At 71.9% G+C, this 16,343-nt stretch carries 14 protein-coding genes; 7 read left to right on the top strand and 7 right to left on the bottom strand.

Annotation, left to right across the window (positions count from 1 at the left end; genetic code table 11):
- Positions 1-44 precede the first annotated feature (44 nt).
- From murQ to ACQEVI_RS06390, 6 genes are all read right to left on the bottom strand, one after another.
- Positions 45-1,004 (bottom strand): N-acetylmuramic acid 6-phosphate etherase, encoded by a 960-nt coding sequence (murQ, locus tag ACQEVI_RS06365; protein WP_432895807.1) that lies wholly within the window; start codon positions 1,002-1,004, stop codon positions 45-47.
- 136 nt (positions 1,005-1,140) lie between these two features.
- Positions 1,141-2,904, bottom strand: coding sequence for a glycoside hydrolase family 3 N-terminal domain-containing protein (locus ACQEVI_RS06370; RefSeq protein ID WP_432895809.1), 1,764 nt, complete (start codon positions 2,902-2,904; stop codon positions 1,141-1,143).
- On the bottom strand, positions 2,901-3,731 hold the full coding sequence (locus ACQEVI_RS06375) for a carbohydrate ABC transporter permease (protein WP_432895811.1): 831 nt from the start codon (positions 3,729-3,731) through the stop codon (positions 2,901-2,903). Before ACQEVI_RS06375 ends, ACQEVI_RS06370 begins: the two co-directional genes overlap by 4 nt.
- The gene (locus tag ACQEVI_RS06380) at positions 3,728-4,654 is read right to left on the bottom strand and encodes a carbohydrate ABC transporter permease (protein WP_432895813.1); all 927 of its coding nucleotides are present in this window, start codon (positions 4,652-4,654) and stop codon (positions 3,728-3,730) included. The genes ACQEVI_RS06375 and ACQEVI_RS06380 overlap by 4 nt, the downstream gene beginning before the upstream one ends.
- 44 nt (positions 4,655-4,698) lie before the next feature.
- Positions 4,699-5,994, bottom strand: a complete 1,296-nt coding sequence (locus tag ACQEVI_RS06385) for a sugar ABC transporter substrate-binding protein (protein ID WP_432895815.1) — start codon at positions 5,992-5,994, stop codon at positions 4,699-4,701.
- 167 nt (positions 5,995-6,161) lie between these two features.
- Complete coding sequence (locus ACQEVI_RS06390; RefSeq protein WP_432895817.1) at positions 6,162-7,223, bottom strand: lipoate--protein ligase family protein; 1,062 nt, start codon at positions 7,221-7,223, stop codon at positions 6,162-6,164.
- Between the two features lie 190 nt (positions 7,224-7,413).
- Here ACQEVI_RS06390 and ACQEVI_RS06395 point away from each other — a divergent pair, with 190 nt between their 5' ends.
- Positions 7,414-8,544 (top strand): N-acetylglucosamine kinase, encoded by a 1,131-nt coding sequence (locus ACQEVI_RS06395; protein ID WP_432895819.1) that lies wholly within the window; start codon positions 7,414-7,416, stop codon positions 8,542-8,544.
- Positions 8,545-8,655: 111 nt separating this feature from the next.
- Entirely contained in the window at positions 8,656-9,564 is a 909-nt protein-coding gene (locus ACQEVI_RS06400; protein ID WP_432895821.1) for a MurR/RpiR family transcriptional regulator, read from the top strand.
- 108 nt (positions 9,565-9,672) lie between these two features.
- On the opposite strand, the gene cimA is transcribed toward ACQEVI_RS06400, so the two are convergent.
- Complete coding sequence (cimA, locus tag ACQEVI_RS06405; RefSeq protein WP_432895823.1) at positions 9,673-11,304, bottom strand: citramalate synthase; 1,632 nt, start codon at positions 11,302-11,304, stop codon at positions 9,673-9,675.
- Positions 11,305-11,689: 385 nt separating this feature from the next.
- Between cimA and ACQEVI_RS06410 the strand changes: the two genes are divergently transcribed.
- The 5 genes from ACQEVI_RS06410 to ACQEVI_RS06430 are packed head-to-tail and all read left to right on the top strand — an operon-like array spanning position 11,690 to position 16,338.
- A complete protein-coding gene (locus ACQEVI_RS06410; protein ID WP_432895825.1) occupies positions 11,690-12,889 on the top strand; it encodes an inositol-3-phosphate synthase in 1,200 nt (399 codons plus the stop codon).
- A 5-nt stretch (positions 12,890-12,894) separates the two neighbouring features.
- The gene (locus ACQEVI_RS06415) at positions 12,895-13,914 is read left to right on the top strand and encodes an SCO3242 family prenyltransferase (RefSeq protein ID WP_432895827.1); all 1,020 of its coding nucleotides are present in this window, start codon (positions 12,895-12,897) and stop codon (positions 13,912-13,914) included.
- The gene (locus tag ACQEVI_RS06420; RefSeq protein ID WP_432895829.1) at positions 13,911-14,798 is read left to right on the top strand and encodes a sugar phosphate isomerase/epimerase family protein; all 888 of its coding nucleotides are present in this window, start codon (positions 13,911-13,913) and stop codon (positions 14,796-14,798) included. Before ACQEVI_RS06415 ends, ACQEVI_RS06420 begins: the two co-directional genes overlap by 4 nt.
- Entirely contained in the window at positions 14,795-15,457 is a 663-nt protein-coding gene (locus ACQEVI_RS06425) for an EboA domain-containing protein (RefSeq protein WP_432895831.1), read from the top strand. Before ACQEVI_RS06420 ends, ACQEVI_RS06425 begins: the two co-directional genes overlap by 4 nt.
- A complete protein-coding gene (locus ACQEVI_RS06430) occupies positions 15,454-16,338 on the top strand; it encodes a TatD family hydrolase (RefSeq protein ID WP_432895833.1) in 885 nt (294 codons plus the stop codon). The genes ACQEVI_RS06425 and ACQEVI_RS06430 overlap by 4 nt, the downstream gene beginning before the upstream one ends.
- The last annotated feature ends 5 nt before the right edge of the window (positions 16,339-16,343 follow it).

The raw sequence follows: 16,343 nt of genomic DNA on the forward strand, positions 1-16,343 counted from the left end.
TCCGCGAAGTAGCGCACACGCTCTACTTCACGGACCCCCTCGCGTTACGCCGGGTCTATGCCCAGCGTCGCCAGGGCCTCGCGGACCGACGGGCCACCGATCCGGCCCGGGGTGATCGCCAGAGCGCGCGTCGCCGCCGACCGGTCGACGCCCGCCACGAGCATCACGAGTGCGGCCCGCAGGTCGCCGTCGGTCGCGGCCAGCGCGTTCTCGCACACGCCATCCTCCAGGTCCGTCGCCTGGGTGAGCAGCCGCACCAGACGCAGGCGCAGCTTGGCGTTGGTCGCGAGCACCTCGACCATGAGGTTCGAGTAGGTCTTGCCGAGCCGCACCATGACCGCCGTCGAGAAGGTGTTCAGCACCAGCTTCTGGGCGGTGCCGGCCTTCATGCGGGTGGACCCCGTGATGGCCTCGGGGCCGGTGTTCACCAGGATCGGGATGTCCGCCTTGGACGCCAGCGACGCGAAGGGGTTCGACGCGAGCAGCACCGTCCGCGCCCCCCGCGCACGGGCCATGTCGAGCGCTCCCCCGACGTACGGGGTGCCGCCGCTGGCGGCGATGCCGAACACGATGTCGGCCGGCCCGACGTCGGCGACCAGCGCGCCACCCGCCGCGATGTCGTCCTCCGCGCCCTCGGCCGCCTTCTTGAAGGCGTTCAGCCCGCCCGCGAGGTGCGGCACGAACATCTCCTCGCCCACGCCGAAGGTCGGCAGGAGCTCCGCGGCGTCGAGCAGGCCCATGCGACCCGACGTCCCCGAGCCCACGTAGTGCACCCGCCCGCCCGCACGGATCCCGTCCACCGCGATGTCGATCGCCTCGACGATGCGCGGGTGCGCGGCGCGAACCGCGGCGATCACCGCGGCGTCCTCGTCGGTGATCATGCGCACCATCTCGGCCGTGGAGACCACGTCGATGTCACGGGTCCGCGGGTTGCGCTCCTCGGTCGGTGAGACCGGGCGCGGCAACGACTGTGCGTGCCGTTCGAATCCAGCCTCCGCGATCATCGGCGGGCCTCTCTCTCATTACCTGCACTGCGTTGAACGCCGCGCTGTTGGTCTCGGTGCTGCTGTCGGTCTCTGTCCTGCTGTAGGTCTTGGTCCCTCTTCTGGAACCCGTGCTGCTCTTCGCTCATGGCTGCTCTCACTGCTCGCTGCTGCGCTGTTCTTCGCTGTCCCGCCGGTCCACGAGGCCGCGGAGACGCTCGACGGCGGCCGCCGCGTTCGCTCGTCCGGTCCCGCACGCCACCACGACAGCCGGGCCACCACCACTCAGCGTCCCGAACCAGTCGTCCACCGGTCCGGGAAGCCCCGTGTGGACCACTACGAGATCCGGCCGGGCCGCCCAGAGCCGTTCCAGGCGGTCGCGTTCGGCCGAACCCGGGACGGGTTCACGGGTGATCACGACGAGTGGTTCGGAGCGGTGCGCACCCCGGGGCCCGCCCCCAGGAAATTCTGCGCCACGTTTGACACCAGTTCTGTCGAGATCCGCCGATACACCGTACCGGGAGATTCGGGCAATAAGCACCGCAAGTCCAGATTCGTCGAGAAGAAGTTCCGCAGCCCCCTCCCCGTCGGCTTCCTCACCAGGCGTTTCCCCCGACTCGCCCGGCGACGGACCGCGCGACAGCCTGGCGCCCGGCCATGCCGCCGCGACCGCGGACTGCACGTGCCGGGCCGTGCGTCCGGCGGCATGGTCCAGCCGGGTACGCAGGTCGACGACGTCGGGCTCGGCGTCCGGCGGGAGCGGCACGAGCCGACCGCCACGCACGTGCACGACGGCGTCCGCGATGCGCCCCCCGAGCGCCGACAGGTCCGCGAGCGCCTCCTGCGCGGCATGGTCGCCGGTGGCCGTGCCGGCCGCAGCTCGCCGGTCCCGGAGTGCCGCCACGAGCTCGCGCGTGCGCTCCCCCGACTCCTCGAGCCGATCGACGGTCAGGCGGCCGGAAGCGACGGCCCGGCTCAGCGCGTCGTACGACTCCGGGTACAGGGCCGGGTCGAGCCCCAGGCAGAGCAGGTCGGCGCCGGCCTCGACGGCGCGGACGGCGGCCTCCCCCACCGAGCCGCTGAGCTCGCGCAGGGCGCCCATGTCGAGGGCGTCGGTGATGATCGGGCCGGTGTGGCCGAGCTCGCGGAGCAGCCGCGTGGCGGCCGGCTCGATGGAGGCGGGCGCCGGGCCGAGCGCGGGGAAGAGCACGTGGGCGGTCATGACCGCGTCGAGGGCCGACTGGCCGGCGTCCCGGCCCTCGGGCCGCAGGGCGCGCGTGAACGGGAGGAGGTCGCGCGCCCGGACGACGTCGAGCGGCTCGTCCACGACCGGCAGTCCCACGTGGGAGTCGACGGTGGTGGCGCCGTGGCCGGGGAAGTGCTTGCCGCAGACGCCGACGCCTGCGCTGCGCACGCCGCGGGCGAACGCGATGCCGTGCCGGGCGACGGCGTCGGGCGTGGTCCCGAAGGCGCGGACGCCGATCACGGGGTTGTCCGGCTCGGAGACGACGTCGAGCACGGGGCCGAGGAGCAGGTCGATGCCGGTCGCGGCCAGCAGCCGGCCCAGTGCCCGGCCGGCGTCCAGGGAGACGGTGCCGCCTCCGGGGTAGGCGCCGAGCGCTGCCGCCCCGGGCAGGGACGACCCGGTGGCCACCTCGAGCCGCGAGACGTCGCCGCCCTCCTCGTCGACGGAGATCAGCAGGTCGGGCGAGATCGAGTGCAGGGCGGCGGACAGCGCGGCGGTGGTGGCGACGTCCGGCGTGTTCCGCGCGAAGTAGACGACGCCGGCCAGGCCGGCGCGGGCGGCGTCGGCCAGCCAGTCCGGGACGAGCACGCCCTCGAAGCCCGGCAGGAGCACGCCGTTGACCGCCCGCTCCGTGCGGGAGGCGGTGCGCGCAGGCCCGGCGGGCTCCGCCGTCATGCCTTGACGGCCCCCGCGGTCAGCCCCGAGGCGAGCCGGCGCTGGACCAGGATGAAGAAGATCATGACGGGCACCGTGATGATCGTGGAGGCCGCCATGATGGCGCCCCAGTCGTTGGAGTGGATGCCGAAGAACGAGCGCAGACCGATCGCCACCGTGTAGTTCTCCGTCGCGCCGCCGAGCATCGTCATCGCGAAGATGAACTCGTTCCACGCGGTGATGAAGCTGAAGATGCTCGTCGCGACCAGGCCCGGCGCCACGAGCGGCAGCAGGACCGACCAGAACATCCGGCCCCAGCTCGCGCCGTCGAGGTAGGCGGCCTCCTCCAGCTCGACCGGGACCGCCGCGACGAAGCCGCGCAGCATCCAGATCCCGAACGGCAGCGCGAGCGCCACGTACACGACGACCAGGCCGATCAGGGTCTCCAGCAGCTGCAGGTCCCGGACCTGGACGAACAGCGGGATGACCAGCGCCTCGAGCGGCACCATCTGCACGATCAGCACCAGCATGAGGATCTGGGTGCGCATCCTGAAGCGGAAGCGCGCGACGGCCACCGACGCGAGGAGAGCCAGCACCGAGGAGACGAGCACGGTGCCGAGCGCCACCAGCAGGGAGTTGCGCAGGAACGTGCCGAACCCGCCCTCGGTGAGCACGAACACGTAGTGGTCGAGGGTCGGCTCGGCCGGCCAGAAGCTGTTGGTGAGCCCTGCCTGCGCGTCGAGCGAGCTGTTCAGCATCCAGTAGACGGGGAACAGGGTGAACACGAGCAGGAGCGCGACGAGCACACCCTTGCCGACCTGCCGCAGCGGCGAGCGCCGTGAGCTCATCGTTCCTCCTCCGCCAGCACGGTACGCACGTAGACAGCGGTGATGGCGAGCAGCAGCAGGGTCAGCAGGACGGCGATCGCCGAGCCGAAGCCGTACCTGTTCTGCCCGAACGACTCGACGTACGACCACACGCCCAGGTTGAGCACTGATCGATTCGATCCGGCGCCGCCGGGCATGAGGTACACCTGCGCGAACACCTTGAAGTCCCAGATCGTCGACAGGATGATCACGACGGCGAACACCTGCCGTAGCTGCGGCACGATGATCGAGAAGAACCTGCGGAACGACCCTGCGCCGTCCATCTCGGCGGCCTCCAGCATCTCCTTGGGCACTCCGAGCAGCCCCGCGAGCACCGTGACGGCGACGAACGGGAAGCCGTGGTGGATCACGTTCAGGAGCACGATGGCGTAGAACGTCCACCGGTCGGTGAACCAGTTGGTGGGGTCGTCCAGCAGGCCGAGGCCCAGGAGGACGTCGTTGAAGACCCCGCGGTCGGCGTCGAAGATCCAGACCCAGACGTAGGTGCCGGTGACCGCGGGCATGGCCCAGGCCGCCATGATCGCGCTGGACGTGATCGTGCGCCAGAAGGTCCCGAGCGACGCGAGCAGCACCGCCACGCCGGTGCCGAACGCGACGGTCCCCGCCACGGACAGCGCGGCGAACCCGACGGTGTTGGGCAGCACCACGGTCCACAGCTCGGGGGACGTGAGGATCTCGGCGTAGTTCGCCGTGCCGATCCAGTTCGGCTCGCCGGTGGTGATCTCGCGCAGGCCGTAGTCCTGCAGGGAGAAGAGGAACACCCGCACCAGCGGCCACAGGAGCAGCACCGCGAGCACGATCAGCGCGGGGGCGAGCAGCAGCCAGGGCCGCACGACGGCGGCCCTGGCCCGGCTGAGCCGCGGCAGCTTCTCCGGCCGGCTCACCTGCTGGCTCGCTTGCCGGCTCGCCCGCTGAGGCGCGTGCTGGGTCACTCAGACCCGTTCAGCACGCTCGTCATCTCCTCGGCGGCGGCCTTGCTCGCTTCCGCTACGTCGGCGCCCCCGGAGAGGATCGACTGCATCATCGTGCTCGTGGTGAGCTTCGCCTGCACCGCGCCGTAGGTGGGCGCGACCGGCACGGAGGCACCGCCCTCGACGAACTGCTGCGCGAACGGCGCCACGAGCGGGTCGGTGCTCGCGAGGGTCTCGTCGAGCAGGGAGACCTGGCCGGGGAAGTACCCGGACTCCTCGCCCCACTGCTGCGCGAACTCACCGGTGGTCATCATCTCGATGAACGCGAAGGCCAGGTCCTTGTCCTCGGCCGTCTCGAACATGCTCAGGTGCGAACCGCCGAGGACCGAGGGGGCGATGCCGCCGTCCTTGCCCGGGATCGGCACGGCGGCGAACTTGCCCTCCATGTCGGGGTTCGCGTCGACGATCGCCCCCGGCGTCCACGAGCCCATGACCGCCATACCGACGTCGCCCGCTGCGAACGTGTCGAGCACGTCCGTCTCGCGCCAGGTGGTGGCGCCCTCCGACGAGTAGCCGCCCTCGGTGGCCAGACCGGTCCAGAACTCGATGCCCTCCTGCGACTCGGGGCTGTCCAGGCCAGAGGTCCAGGTGTCGCCCTCGAGCGTGGCGACCTCGCCGCCGGCGCCCCAGACCCACGGGTAGACCGTGAACTCGGCGTCGCCCGGGACGGCCACCGCGAGCTTGTCCGGGTACTCCTCCTTGAGCGCCGCCGCGGCGTCCTCGAGCTCGGCCCACGTGGTGGGCGGCTCGACGCCGGCCTGCTCGAACATCTCCGTGTTGTAGACCAGCGAGCGCACACCGGCGTACCAGGGCATGCCGTAGAGCTGCTCGTCGTAGGTCCCGGCCTCCACGAGACCCTCGACCAGGTCGTCGCCGATCCCGGCGCCGTCCACGTACTCGTCGAGCGGCGCGAGCGCGCCGGCGTCGGCGAACTCGGGCGTCCAGGTGGTGCCGGTCTCCGCGACGTCGGGGGTCGTGCCGCCGGCGATGGAGGTGACGAACCGGTCGTGCGCGTCGCCCCACTCGACGAACTCGACGTCGAGCGTCGCGCCGGTCTGCTCCTCGAACGCGGTGGAGACGTCTGCGAAGAAGTCCTCGGCATCCGGGTTCGTGCCCTGCATGATCCACACGCTGAGAGAGCCGTCTCCCTCGCCGTCGCCGTTCCCGCTACCGCCACCGCACGCCGCCGTCGTGGCCGCGAGAAGCAGTGCACCGGTGGCCGCCGCTATGGGCCGCCGCATCGCTCGAGTCATCGTTCGGCTTCCTTCCGCTGGTCCTGCGCTGAGCGCCGCGAGAGTAGCCAGGTGAAATTGCTGAGAAATGAAATTCCCAATACGCGGCATTGCGTGGAGATTACTGACGTGATGAATGATCTGCTAGGGGTGTTACCAAACTGTGATTGCTCATCATGGCACGGGGCCTATGGCACGCGTGCCGTCCATTTCCGCGTGCCGAACTTCGACTCGACCAGCCCTTCGGCGAGCGCCCACTCCTCGGTGGTGATCTCGCCGGTCACGGTCCGGTACCGCGCACGGAACGACGCCTCCAGGGCGTCGATCACCGCGGTCCGGCCGAGCCCGGTCTGGGAGCGCAGCGGGTCCACCCGCTTGTTCGCGCTGCGGGTGCCCTTGTCGCTGAGCTTCTCGCGCCCGATCCGCAGCACGTCCGTCATCTTGCCGGCGTCCATGTCGTAGGCCATCGTCGCGTGGTGCAGGACGGCGCCCCCGGCGAGCCGCTTCTGGGCGGCGCCGGCGATCTTGCCGGCCGGCGAGGCGATGTCGTTGAGCGGCACGTACGCGGCGTCGATGCCGAGCCCGTGCAGGGCACCGATCACCCAGTCGTCGAGGAACGCGTAGGACCGCTCGAAGCTCAGCCCGTCCACGAGCGAGCCCGGCACGTACAGGGAGTACGAGATGGTGTTGCCGGGCTCCATGAACATGGCGCCACCCCCGGAGATCCGCCGGATCACGCGGGCCCCGTGCCGCGCGGCACCCTCGACGTCGACCTCGTTGCGCAGCGACTGGAACGATCCGATGATCACCGCGGACTCGTCCCACTCCCAGAACCTGAGGGTCGGCCCGCGCCGTCCGGCACCCAGCTCCTCGGTCAGCACCTGGTCGAGCGCGACGTTGAGCAGGGGCGACACCGCGGGGGTGCGGATCACCTGGAACTCGTGGTCCTCCCAGGCGGTCGCGTGGCCCAGCGCCCGCCGGGCGGCGACGGCCACGGCGTCGGCGTCGAACCCTACGGCGGTGGCACCCTGCAGCGCCCCCCGCACCGCCTCGGCCAGCTGGGCCTTCGAGGCGTCGGCGGGCAGCCCGTCGAGGGCCTCGCCCATGGCCTCCAGGGCCTCGTCGGGTTCGAGGAAGAAGTCCCCGCTCACCCTCGTGTCCGCCAGCCGGCCGGCCGACCCCTCGGTGTCGACCACCTCGGTCTCGACACGAACCAGCTTTCCGTGTGGAACCTTGAACTCTCCGCGCACGTGTTCACAGTAGGCGACGGTGCCTGCGGAGTCCGGCGCCGGACTCGACCTTGGTACGGAAGGCACGAGTCCGGCGTCGGGCACACCGGTCGGACACAACCGACATTTGGCAAGATGGCGCTGCAGAACAGACCAGAATTTCCTCCTTTCTTTAGACATCCTTGCCCCGGTTCCGTGTCAGAATGATCGGGTGTCCGAACTCGCACTGGATATCGATGAAGTGGCGATCGACGCCTGGGTCGTTGCTCTCGACGTAGGCGGTAGTGGCTCGCGCCTGGTCGCAGAGTTCGGCAACTCCACGCACCCCGAGCGCATCAGCCTGACCGGCCGCGCCGTGAAGGTGAACCACCACGGCAGCGATGCCGCGGCGGTCGTCGCATCGCTGTGCCAGTCCTTCAACGCGTGGGCCGCCCGCATGGGCCACGACGGCATGAGCGACGGCAGCACCGCTCCCGTCTCGTCCGCCGCCGTCGGCATCACCGGGCTGACCTCGCTGGTCGAGAAGCCCCTGGAGATCCACGACATCCTGGCCCGCGAGCTGCGGACCAACCGGACCGCCGTCGCGGGTGACGCGCTCACCGCGCACATCGGAGCCCTCCGCGGGCGCGCCGGTGCCGTGCTCTCCGTCGGCACGGGTGCTGTCGCCTTCGGGTTCGACGGCGTGAACCGCTGGCGTCGTGCCGACGGCTGGGGCCACCTGCTCGGTGACCTCGGAGCCGGCGTCTGGGTCGGCGGCGAGGCACTGCGTGCCGCCGGTCGGTACCACGACGGCGCGAGCCGCGGCGCCTCGAAGCGCCTGCTGGAAGCAGCGGTCGCCAAGTTCGGTCTCATCGAGAGCTGGCCCAACCAGTTCTACAAGAACGCCGAGCGCGCCAAGCAGCTCGCCTCGATGGCCCCTGAGGTCATCATCGCTGCGGCCGAGGGCGACCCGACGTCGATCAAGATCCTCGAGGAGGCGGGCCGGCACCTCGCCGACACGCTGTCGAGCGCACTCGGCAAGGGCATCCCGCCGCTCGCGTCCACGACCGGCCGCCTGGTGCAGGAGGAGTCACCGCTCACGGTGTCGCTGACCAAGCACCTCTCCGAGGACCGGCCCGACGTCTCCCTCGTACCCAGCGGCGGCACGCCGCTGGACGGTGCGCTCACCCTGGCCCGGCGCCTGACCAACGCGCCGCAGTCGGTCGGTGGCTTCCGCCCGTGGCTGACCGTCCGCGTCGACGGCCACCACACCCTGCACGAGACTCCGGAAGACACCGGCGCCAAGGAGATCCTCGCCGCAGAGCTCTCGGCCACCGAACTGCCTGGTGACGAGTTTCAGTGACCGACGGTCCGTCACTGACGCGTTCCTTCACTACCCCGTCATGCCCGAATCCCCGGTACGGGTGTATGTTTCCGAGCCCCAGCCCCACCACCCCAACCCGGGAGATGCGACATGACAGGTGACGTCCTCGTCCGACTCAGGCGCGCACTACCGACGCTGCGACCAGCAGAAGCCAGAGTGGCTCAGACGGTCCTCGACGACCCCAACACCGTCGTCCAGTCGACCATCACCGAGCTCGCGGGTCACGCGGACACGTCACAGGCCACAGTGGTGCGGTTCTGCCGTGCCGTCGGCTATGCGGGTTACCCCGAGTTCCGGATCGACCTGGCCCAGGCGACCAGCCGGCGCGAGGTCGAGATGGAGCGGTCCGGCATCGCCGAAGGCGAGATCAACCAGACCGACGACATCGAGGCCGTCGTCTCGAAGATCGCGTTCCACGAGGCGCGGACCATCGAAGAGACCGCCCGCATGATCGACACCGACGCGATCGAGCGGGTGGCCACGGCCATCGCCGAGGCCAAGCGGGTCGACGTCTACGGTGTCGGCTCGTCCAACCTCGCCGCCGCCGACCTCGCGATGAAGCTGCAGCGCATCGGCGTCTTCGTGTTCACCTCCCCCGACCCGCACCAGCAGCTCGCCTCGTCGGCGCTGCTCGAGCCGGGCAACGTCGCGATCGCCGTCTCGCACTCGGGTCAGACGCGCGAGACCAACCAGGCGCTCGAGATCGCCCGCAAGCGCGGCGCCCTCACCGCGGCGATCACGAACTTCCCGGACGCGCCGATCGGCCTCGTGTCCGACGTCGTCCTGGCCACCACGGCCCGCGAGACCCAGTTCCGGGTCGGGGCCATGTCGAGCCGCATCGCGCAGCTCACGGTCGTCGACTACCTGTTCGTCCGCGTCGCGCAGCGCACGTACGACCGCTCGTCGATCGCCATCAAGGCGACGTACGAGGCGGTACGCGACCAGCGCCTCGACCAGGGCAGGCCCAAGACGGACCGCCCGGCGGCCCCGGTCGCCTGACCCACCCCTCTCGTTCGAGACAGGCCTCTGGCGAGGGGTCTCGACAAGCTCGACCACCGGTGGTCGGGCTTGTCGAGACCCCTCGCCAGAGGCCTGTCTCGGCAATATCTACAGGCGGGGCTCCACGCCCGACTTGAGAAGGCCGTACACGTACGCCTCGGTGACCGCTTCCCAGGCCGCCTCGACCACGTTGGGTCCGACGCCGACCGTGGCCCACGAGTGCTCACCGTCGGTGGTCTCGATCAGCACGCGCGTGATCGCGTCGGTGCCGAGCTCCTGGTCGAGGATCCGTACCTTGAAGTCGATGAGCTCGAACCTGCTGAGCTCCGGGTAGACCCGCGACAGCCCGGTCCGCAGCGCGTGGTCCAGCGCGTTGACCGGCCCGTTGCCCTCGCCCGTCGTCACGATCCGCTCGCCGCCGGCCCAGATCTTCACGGTCGCCTCGGCCACCGCGACGGCGTCCGGCGCGTGGACCGGCGGCGCCGCCGCCCCCGCGGGAACGGTCTCGATGATGGTCCGCCACGACTCGACCGTGTAGAACTCCGGGCGTTCGCCCAGCTCTGACCGCAGCAGCAGCTCGAACGACGCGTCGGCGGCCTCGTAGGTGTAGCCGGCCGCCTCGTCCTCCTTCACGCGGTTCGTCACCCGGGACAGCAGCTCGCCCTGGCCCGCTAGGTCGAAGCCGAGCTCGCGACCCTTGAGCTCGATCGAGGCCCGGCCGGCCATGTCGGAGACGAGCATGCGCATGTCGTTGCCGACCAGGGTGGGGTCGGTGTGCTGGTACATGTCCGGGTCCACGCGGATGGCGCTGGCGTGCAGCCCGCCCTTGTGCGCGAACGCGCTCGCCCCGACGTACGGCTGGCGCGCGAACGGCGAGATGTTCGTGATCTCGCTGATGGCGTGCGAGATCCGGGCGGCCTCCCGCAGGCCGCCGTCGGCCAGGAGCGACATGCCGGCCTTCAGCTCCAGGTTGGCGACGACGGTGACGAGGTCGGCGTTGCCCGTGCGCTCGCCGTAACCGTTGACGGTGCCCTGCACGTGCGTCGCGCCCGCCTCGACCGCGGCGAGCGAGTTCGCGACGGCGCACCCGCTGTCGTTGTGCGCGTGCACGCCGAACTTCTGCTCCGGGCCGACGCCGGTCCGGGCGCGCAGCTCGCCCACCACCTCGCCGACCCAGGTCGGCAGCATCCCGCCGTTGGTGTCGCAGAGCGTGACGACCTCCGCCCCCGCCTCGAACGCGGTGGTGACGGCGCTCGTCGCGTAGTCGGCGTCGTGCCGGTAGCCGTCGAAGAAGTGCTCGGCGTCGAGGACCACGCGGCGGCCCTCCGCGACGAGAAAGCTCACGGTGTCGGCGATCATCGCGAGGTTCTCGGCGCGGGTCGTCCTCAGCGCCCGCTCCACGTGCCGCACGTCCGACTTGGCCACGAGCGTCACGACGGGGGTCGCGGCGTCGAGCAGGGCACGCACCTGCGGGTCGTCGCCCGCCCGGACCCCGGCGCGGCGCGTCGCCCCGAACGCGGCGAGCACCGCGTTCTTCAGGGTGAGCTCGGTGGCGGCCCGCGCGAAGAAGTCGGTGTCCTTGGGAACCGCGCCCGGCCAGCCGCCCTCGATGTAGCCGACGCCCAGCTCGTCGAGGAGTACCGCGATAGCGAGCTTGTCGGAGACGGAGAGGCTCATCCCCTCCTGCTGCGCGCCGTCGCGCAACGTCGTGTCGTACACCTGGAACGAGGCGGTGGTCATCGATGCTCCCAACGATGTATCTGCCGGGCCCGCTGGAGCGGGGCGGCCTGACCAACAAAAAAAGACCCTCCGAGTGTGGAAGGTCTGCGCGTCCGGTGGGGTGTCTCCGGACGCGCTAAGAAATGATGATCACCTGTCGCAGGGTGGAGCGCGGGGTCGTCATGCGGGTCATCGTGCCACAGCAGGGCGGACGACGGAAGCGGTGCCCAGCAGGCGGACCAGCGGGCCGCCCGAGCTTCTCCGGACCATGCCCCCCGGCGGCGGAGAAGTTCCGGTCCATGTCGGGCATCTCGCTTCTTACGCGAATGTTTGAACTTTTGTTTGCTAATCGCCATAAGTGCGGGATAGGTTGCTCGGGACGACGACGTCGAACCGGGGAGCGATGATGCACGACGCCTCTGCACGCCACGATGCAGCAGAACGCACGGGAGTCTGGTTCGTCGGAGCCAGGGGCTCCGTGGCCAGTACCGCAACAGCCGGCCTCGCGGCCATCGCCGACGGGCAGTCCCCGCCGACGGGCTGCGTCACGGCACGCGAACCCTTCGCCTCCGCGGGGCTGCCCGGGTTCGCCGACCTCGTGGTGGGCGGGCACGACATCTCCTCCGTCACCATGACGAAGCGGGCGGAAGCCCTCGTAGAGACGGGCATGATCCCGCCGCGCCTGCTCGCCGCGACCCACGACGCGCTCGAGCGGGCCGACGCCGAGGTGCGCCCCGGGTACGACCCGCGCGCGGGCAAGGAGAACGCCTCCCAGCAGGCGGTCGCCGAACGCCTCGCGGCCGACATCACCTCCTTCCGCGAGCGGCACGACCTGGCCCGGGTAGTCATGGTGGACCTCTCCTCGACCGAGCCACCGGTCGTCCACGTGCCCGAGCACGACGACGCCGACGCCCTGCTCACCGCTCTGACCGACCCGACCCGGGCGGTGCTCCCGGCGTCCTCGGTGTCGGCGTACGCGGCGATCCTCGCCGGTGCGGCGTACGCCGCCTTCACGCCGTCGGCCGGCATGGGCGTACCCGCCCTGGCCCGGCTCGCGCGCGAGCGCGGCATCCCCGTCGCGGGACAGGACGGCAAGACCGGCCAGACCTGGCTGCGCACCGTCCTGGCCCCGGCGTTCGCCGCGCGCAACCTGAAGGTGCTGTCGTGGTCCGGCACCAACCTGCTGGGCGGCGGCGACGGCGCGACGCTCGCCGACCCGGACGCCGTCCGCAGCAAGCTCGCCACGAAGGCCCGCGGCCTGACAGCGCTGACAGGCAGCGAGACGACGCCCCTGCACATCGACAACGTGCCCGACCTCGGGGACATCAAGGTCGCCTGGGACCACGTGCACGTCGAGGGCTTCCTCGGCTCGCGGCTCACGCTCCAGACCACCTGGAGCGCCCACGACTCGATGCTCGCCGCGCCGCTCGTGCTGGACCTGGCCCGCCTGCTCGCGCTCGCGCACGCCGCCGGGATCAGCGGGACCATCGAGGAGCTGGGCTTCTTCTTCAAGGACCCGTGGGACTCCGACGTGCACGACGCCGCCGACCAGGCCCGCGCCCTCGAGGAATGGGTCCGTCGCACGTCGGCGCGGGTCCAACGATGAACCCGGTGCCACAACCCCGGTTCGCACCCCGCTTCGACCCCCCGCTCGGCGACTCGTCGGACGAGCCCGCCGGGTATCCGGCCCGACGCCCGCCCGGTGCTCGGCCGAGCCTCCGGGACATCGGTGAGCTGGTGCGGGCGCCCGCCGCGCTGAGCGTGGTCGGCGACTCCCTGGCCGGGCTCGCGGCCGCCCGCGCCGGGACGCCGACGGCGCTCCGGGGACGCCACGCCCTGCTGCCCGTCGCGTCGGCCTGCCTCTACCTGGGCGGTATGGCACTGAACGACTACGCCGACCGGCACCTGGACGCCGTCGAACGCCCCGAACGGCCCATCCCCTCCGGCCGGGTCACACCGCGCGGCGCGCTGACGGTGGGCACGGCGCTCACCGCGGCGGGCGTGGCGGCCGCGGGCCTCGCGGGCGGACGCCGCGCCCTGGCGGTCGCCGTACCGCTCGCCGCCTGCGTCTGGACCTACGACCTGGTCGCCAAGGACCACCCGACGGGGCCGTTCGTCATGGCCGCGTGCCGCGGGCTGGACGTGCTGCTCGGCGCGACGCCGGGGCACCTGCGGTCCGCGCTCCCGGCCGCCGCGGGCCTCGCCGCCCACACGCTCGGCGTCACGGTGCTCTCGCGCGGCGAGGTGCACGGCACGACCACGCGGGTCGCGGGCGGCGTCGTCGTCGGAACCCTCGCGGGGGCCGCCGCTGCCGCCGCCACCGCGCCCGCCGCGGGCTCGGCCGCCACCGGCCGCCGCACCGCCGTCCGCTGGACCACCGTCGCGGCCGCGAGCGCCTACGCGGCGGCCTGCCTGCCCGCGCAGGTCCGCGCGGCGGTCACGCCGACCGCCGGCAACGCCCGGACCGCCACCCGGTCCGGGATCCAGGCGATGGTGCCGCTCCAGGCGACCTGGGCGGCCCGCTCGGGAGGCCTCGGCACGACGGCGCTCCTGGCCGGCGTCGCCGCCGTCGGGTACGGACTGCGGCTCCTGGGCCGCGCTCGCGGCAAGGCGGGGGTGAGCATCACGTGAGGCCCCCGTTCCTGCTGGGCTACGGCACCAACGGCTTCGGCGACCACCCCCTGCACCAGGCGCTCGACGTGCTCGACGACGTCGGGTACGACGCGGTGGCGCTCACCCTGGGCTTTCCGCACCTCGACCCGTTCGCGCCGCTGGCCGGCGACGACGTCACCGCGGTCCGCGCCCACCTCGCGCGGATGCGCGGGGGCTCCGGGGCCGCGGTGGTCGTGGAGACCGGCACCCGGTACCTGCTCGACCCGCTGCACAAGCACCGGCCCACGCTCGTCGACCGGGACGCCACGCTGCGCGTGCGCTACCTCGAACGCGCCATCGAGATCGCCGCGGACCTCGACGCCCGCTGCGTCTCGTTCTTCTCAGGGATCCTGCCGGACGACGCCGCGCCCGCCGACGGCTGGGCACGGCTCCGCGACCGCGTCTCCGCCCTGGTGGAGTACGCCGGGGAGCGCGGGGTACGGCTCGCGGTCGAGCCCGAACCGGGCATGCTCGTGGAGACGGTGGACGACGCCCTGCGGCTCCTGGACGACGTCGGCATGCCGCCCGAGCTGGGGATCACCGTCGACGTCGGGCACTGCCTGGTCGTGGAGCCCGACGGCGTGGAGGGCGCGCTCCGCGCCGCCGCGCCGTACCTCAGCAACGTGCAGCTCGACGACATGCCGCGCACGCACCACGAGCACCGGCCGTTCGGCGAGGGCGTCGTCGACCTGCCGATGGTGCTCGCCACCCTGGCCGACGTCGGCTACACGGGGGTCGCCGCCGTCGAGCTGCCCCGGCACTCGCACGACGCCCCCCGGCTCGCCCTCGACAGCCGCGCGGCCCTGATGCGGGCGTGGGGCGCCGTCATCGGCACGCCTACCGGAGAGAGGACCGGGTCATGAACGCCGACATCCCCGTCGACCGGGCAGGTTCGGACTGGCTGACCTCGGCCCTTGCCGAGGTCGCCCGCGACCCTGACAGCATCACCCGCGCGTTCGCGTTCGCCGCCCGCCGGGTGGGCCGTGCGCCGCGGCGGCCCGACGCGGACCCGTCCGGCGTCGTGCACGGCACCCTCGACGACGCCGCCCGGGCGGCCCTGGTCGTCGCACTGGCGGACGCGGTGGGCACCGGTCCGGACTGCGCGGACCGCCTGGCCTCCCTCTACCGGCAGGGCGACGCCGCCGAGCGGCGCGGGGTGCTGCGCGGCCTCGACGTGCTGGCGGAACGGGACAGCCTCGGCGGCGATGACGCGACGGCGCTCGTCTCGGCCGGCCTCGACCTCGCCGCGGACGCCCTGCGCGCCAACGATCCGAGCCTCGTCGCGGCCGCCGTCGGCCCGTTCGGCGCCCGGTACCTGGACCAGCACACGTGGCGGCACGCGGTCCTCAAGCTCGTCTTCCAGGGCGTGAGCCTGGAGGCCGCCAGCGGCCTCGCGGCCCGGGCCGACGACGAACTGGACCGCATGGCTCGCGACTTCGCGGCCGAACGCCGGGCGGCCGGCCGCGAAGTACCCACCGATCTCGACCGGCTCACAGCTCGGCCGTCGACCACAAGGGAGTGACGTTGCGCATCCTCGACCCCCACATCCACATGACGAGCCGCACCACCGACGACTACGAGGCCATGTACGCCGCGGGCGTGCGCGCCGTCGTCGAGCCGGCGTTCTGGCTGGGCCAGCCGCGCACCAGCGTGGGCTCGTTCACCGACTACTTCGACTCCCTGGTCGGCTGGGAGCGGTTCCGGGCCGCACAGTTCGGCATCCGGCACCACGCGACGATCGCGCTCAACCCGAAGGAGGCGAACGACCCGCGCTGCCGCGAGGTGCTCGCCGAGGTGCCCCGCTACCTGCTCAAGGACGGTGTCGTGGCCGTGGGCGAGGTGGGTTACGACTCGATGACGCCCGAGGAGGACGAGGTGTTCGCCGCGCAGCTCCAGATGGCGCGCGACGCCGAGCTCCCCGTCCTGGTGCACACCCCGCACCGTGACAAGCTCGCCGGCACGCACCGCACCCTCGACGTGGTGCGGGAGTCGGGCCTGGCGCCCGAGCGGGTGCTCGTGGACCACCTGAACGAGACCAACGTGGCGCTGGTGCGCGACGCCGGAGCCTGGGCCGGGTTCTCCATCTACCCCGACACCAAGATGGACGAGGACCGCATGGTCGCCCTGCTCAAGGAGTACGGGACGGAGCGCATGATCGTGAACTCCGCCGCCGACTGGGGCCGCTCGGACCCGCTCAAGACCGCGAGGACCGGCCGGGCGATGCTCGCCGCGGGGTTCACCGACGACGACGTCGACCAGGTGCTCTGGCGCAACCCCGTCGCGTTCTACGGGCAGTCCGGCAACCTCGTGCTCGACGCCGTCCCCGGGTTCACCGAGGGCGCGCCGCCCACCCCCGGCGTCGAGTTCGAGGGCTCGTCCGTGCTCCGCGGCGCGCGGGCCTGAGGGGA

Origin of the sequence: Promicromonospora sp. CA-289599 (assembly GCF_050936155.1) — a bacterium.
Classification (GTDB): Bacteria; Actinomycetota; Actinomycetes; order Actinomycetales; family Cellulomonadaceae; genus Promicromonospora.

Bases quoted from the DNA above. Each gene is read 5' to 3' on its own strand.
- murQ (WP_432895807.1), bottom strand. From the start codon at position 1,004: ATGATCGCGGAGGCTGGATTCGAACGGCACGCACAGTCGTTGCCGCGC.
- ACQEVI_RS06370 (WP_432895809.1), bottom strand. From the start codon at position 2,904: ATGACGGCGGAGCCCGCCGGGCCTGCGCGCACCGCCTCCCGCACGGAG.
- ACQEVI_RS06375 (WP_432895811.1), bottom strand. From the start codon at position 3,731: ATGAGCTCACGGCGCTCGCCGCTGCGGCAGGTCGGCAAGGGTGTGCTC.
- ACQEVI_RS06385 (WP_432895815.1), bottom strand. From the start codon at position 5,994: ATGACTCGAGCGATGCGGCGGCCCATAGCGGCGGCCACCGGTGCACTG.
- ACQEVI_RS06400 (WP_432895821.1), top strand. From the start codon at position 8,656: ATGACAGGTGACGTCCTCGTCCGACTCAGGCGCGCACTACCGACGCTG.
- cimA (WP_432895823.1), bottom strand. From the start codon at position 11,304: ATGACCACCGCCTCGTTCCAGGTGTACGACACGACGTTGCGCGACGGC.
- ACQEVI_RS06410 (WP_432895825.1), top strand. From the start codon at position 11,690: ATGCACGACGCCTCTGCACGCCACGATGCAGCAGAACGCACGGGAGTC.
- ACQEVI_RS06425 (WP_432895831.1), top strand. From the start codon at position 14,795: ATGAACGCCGACATCCCCGTCGACCGGGCAGGTTCGGACTGGCTGACC.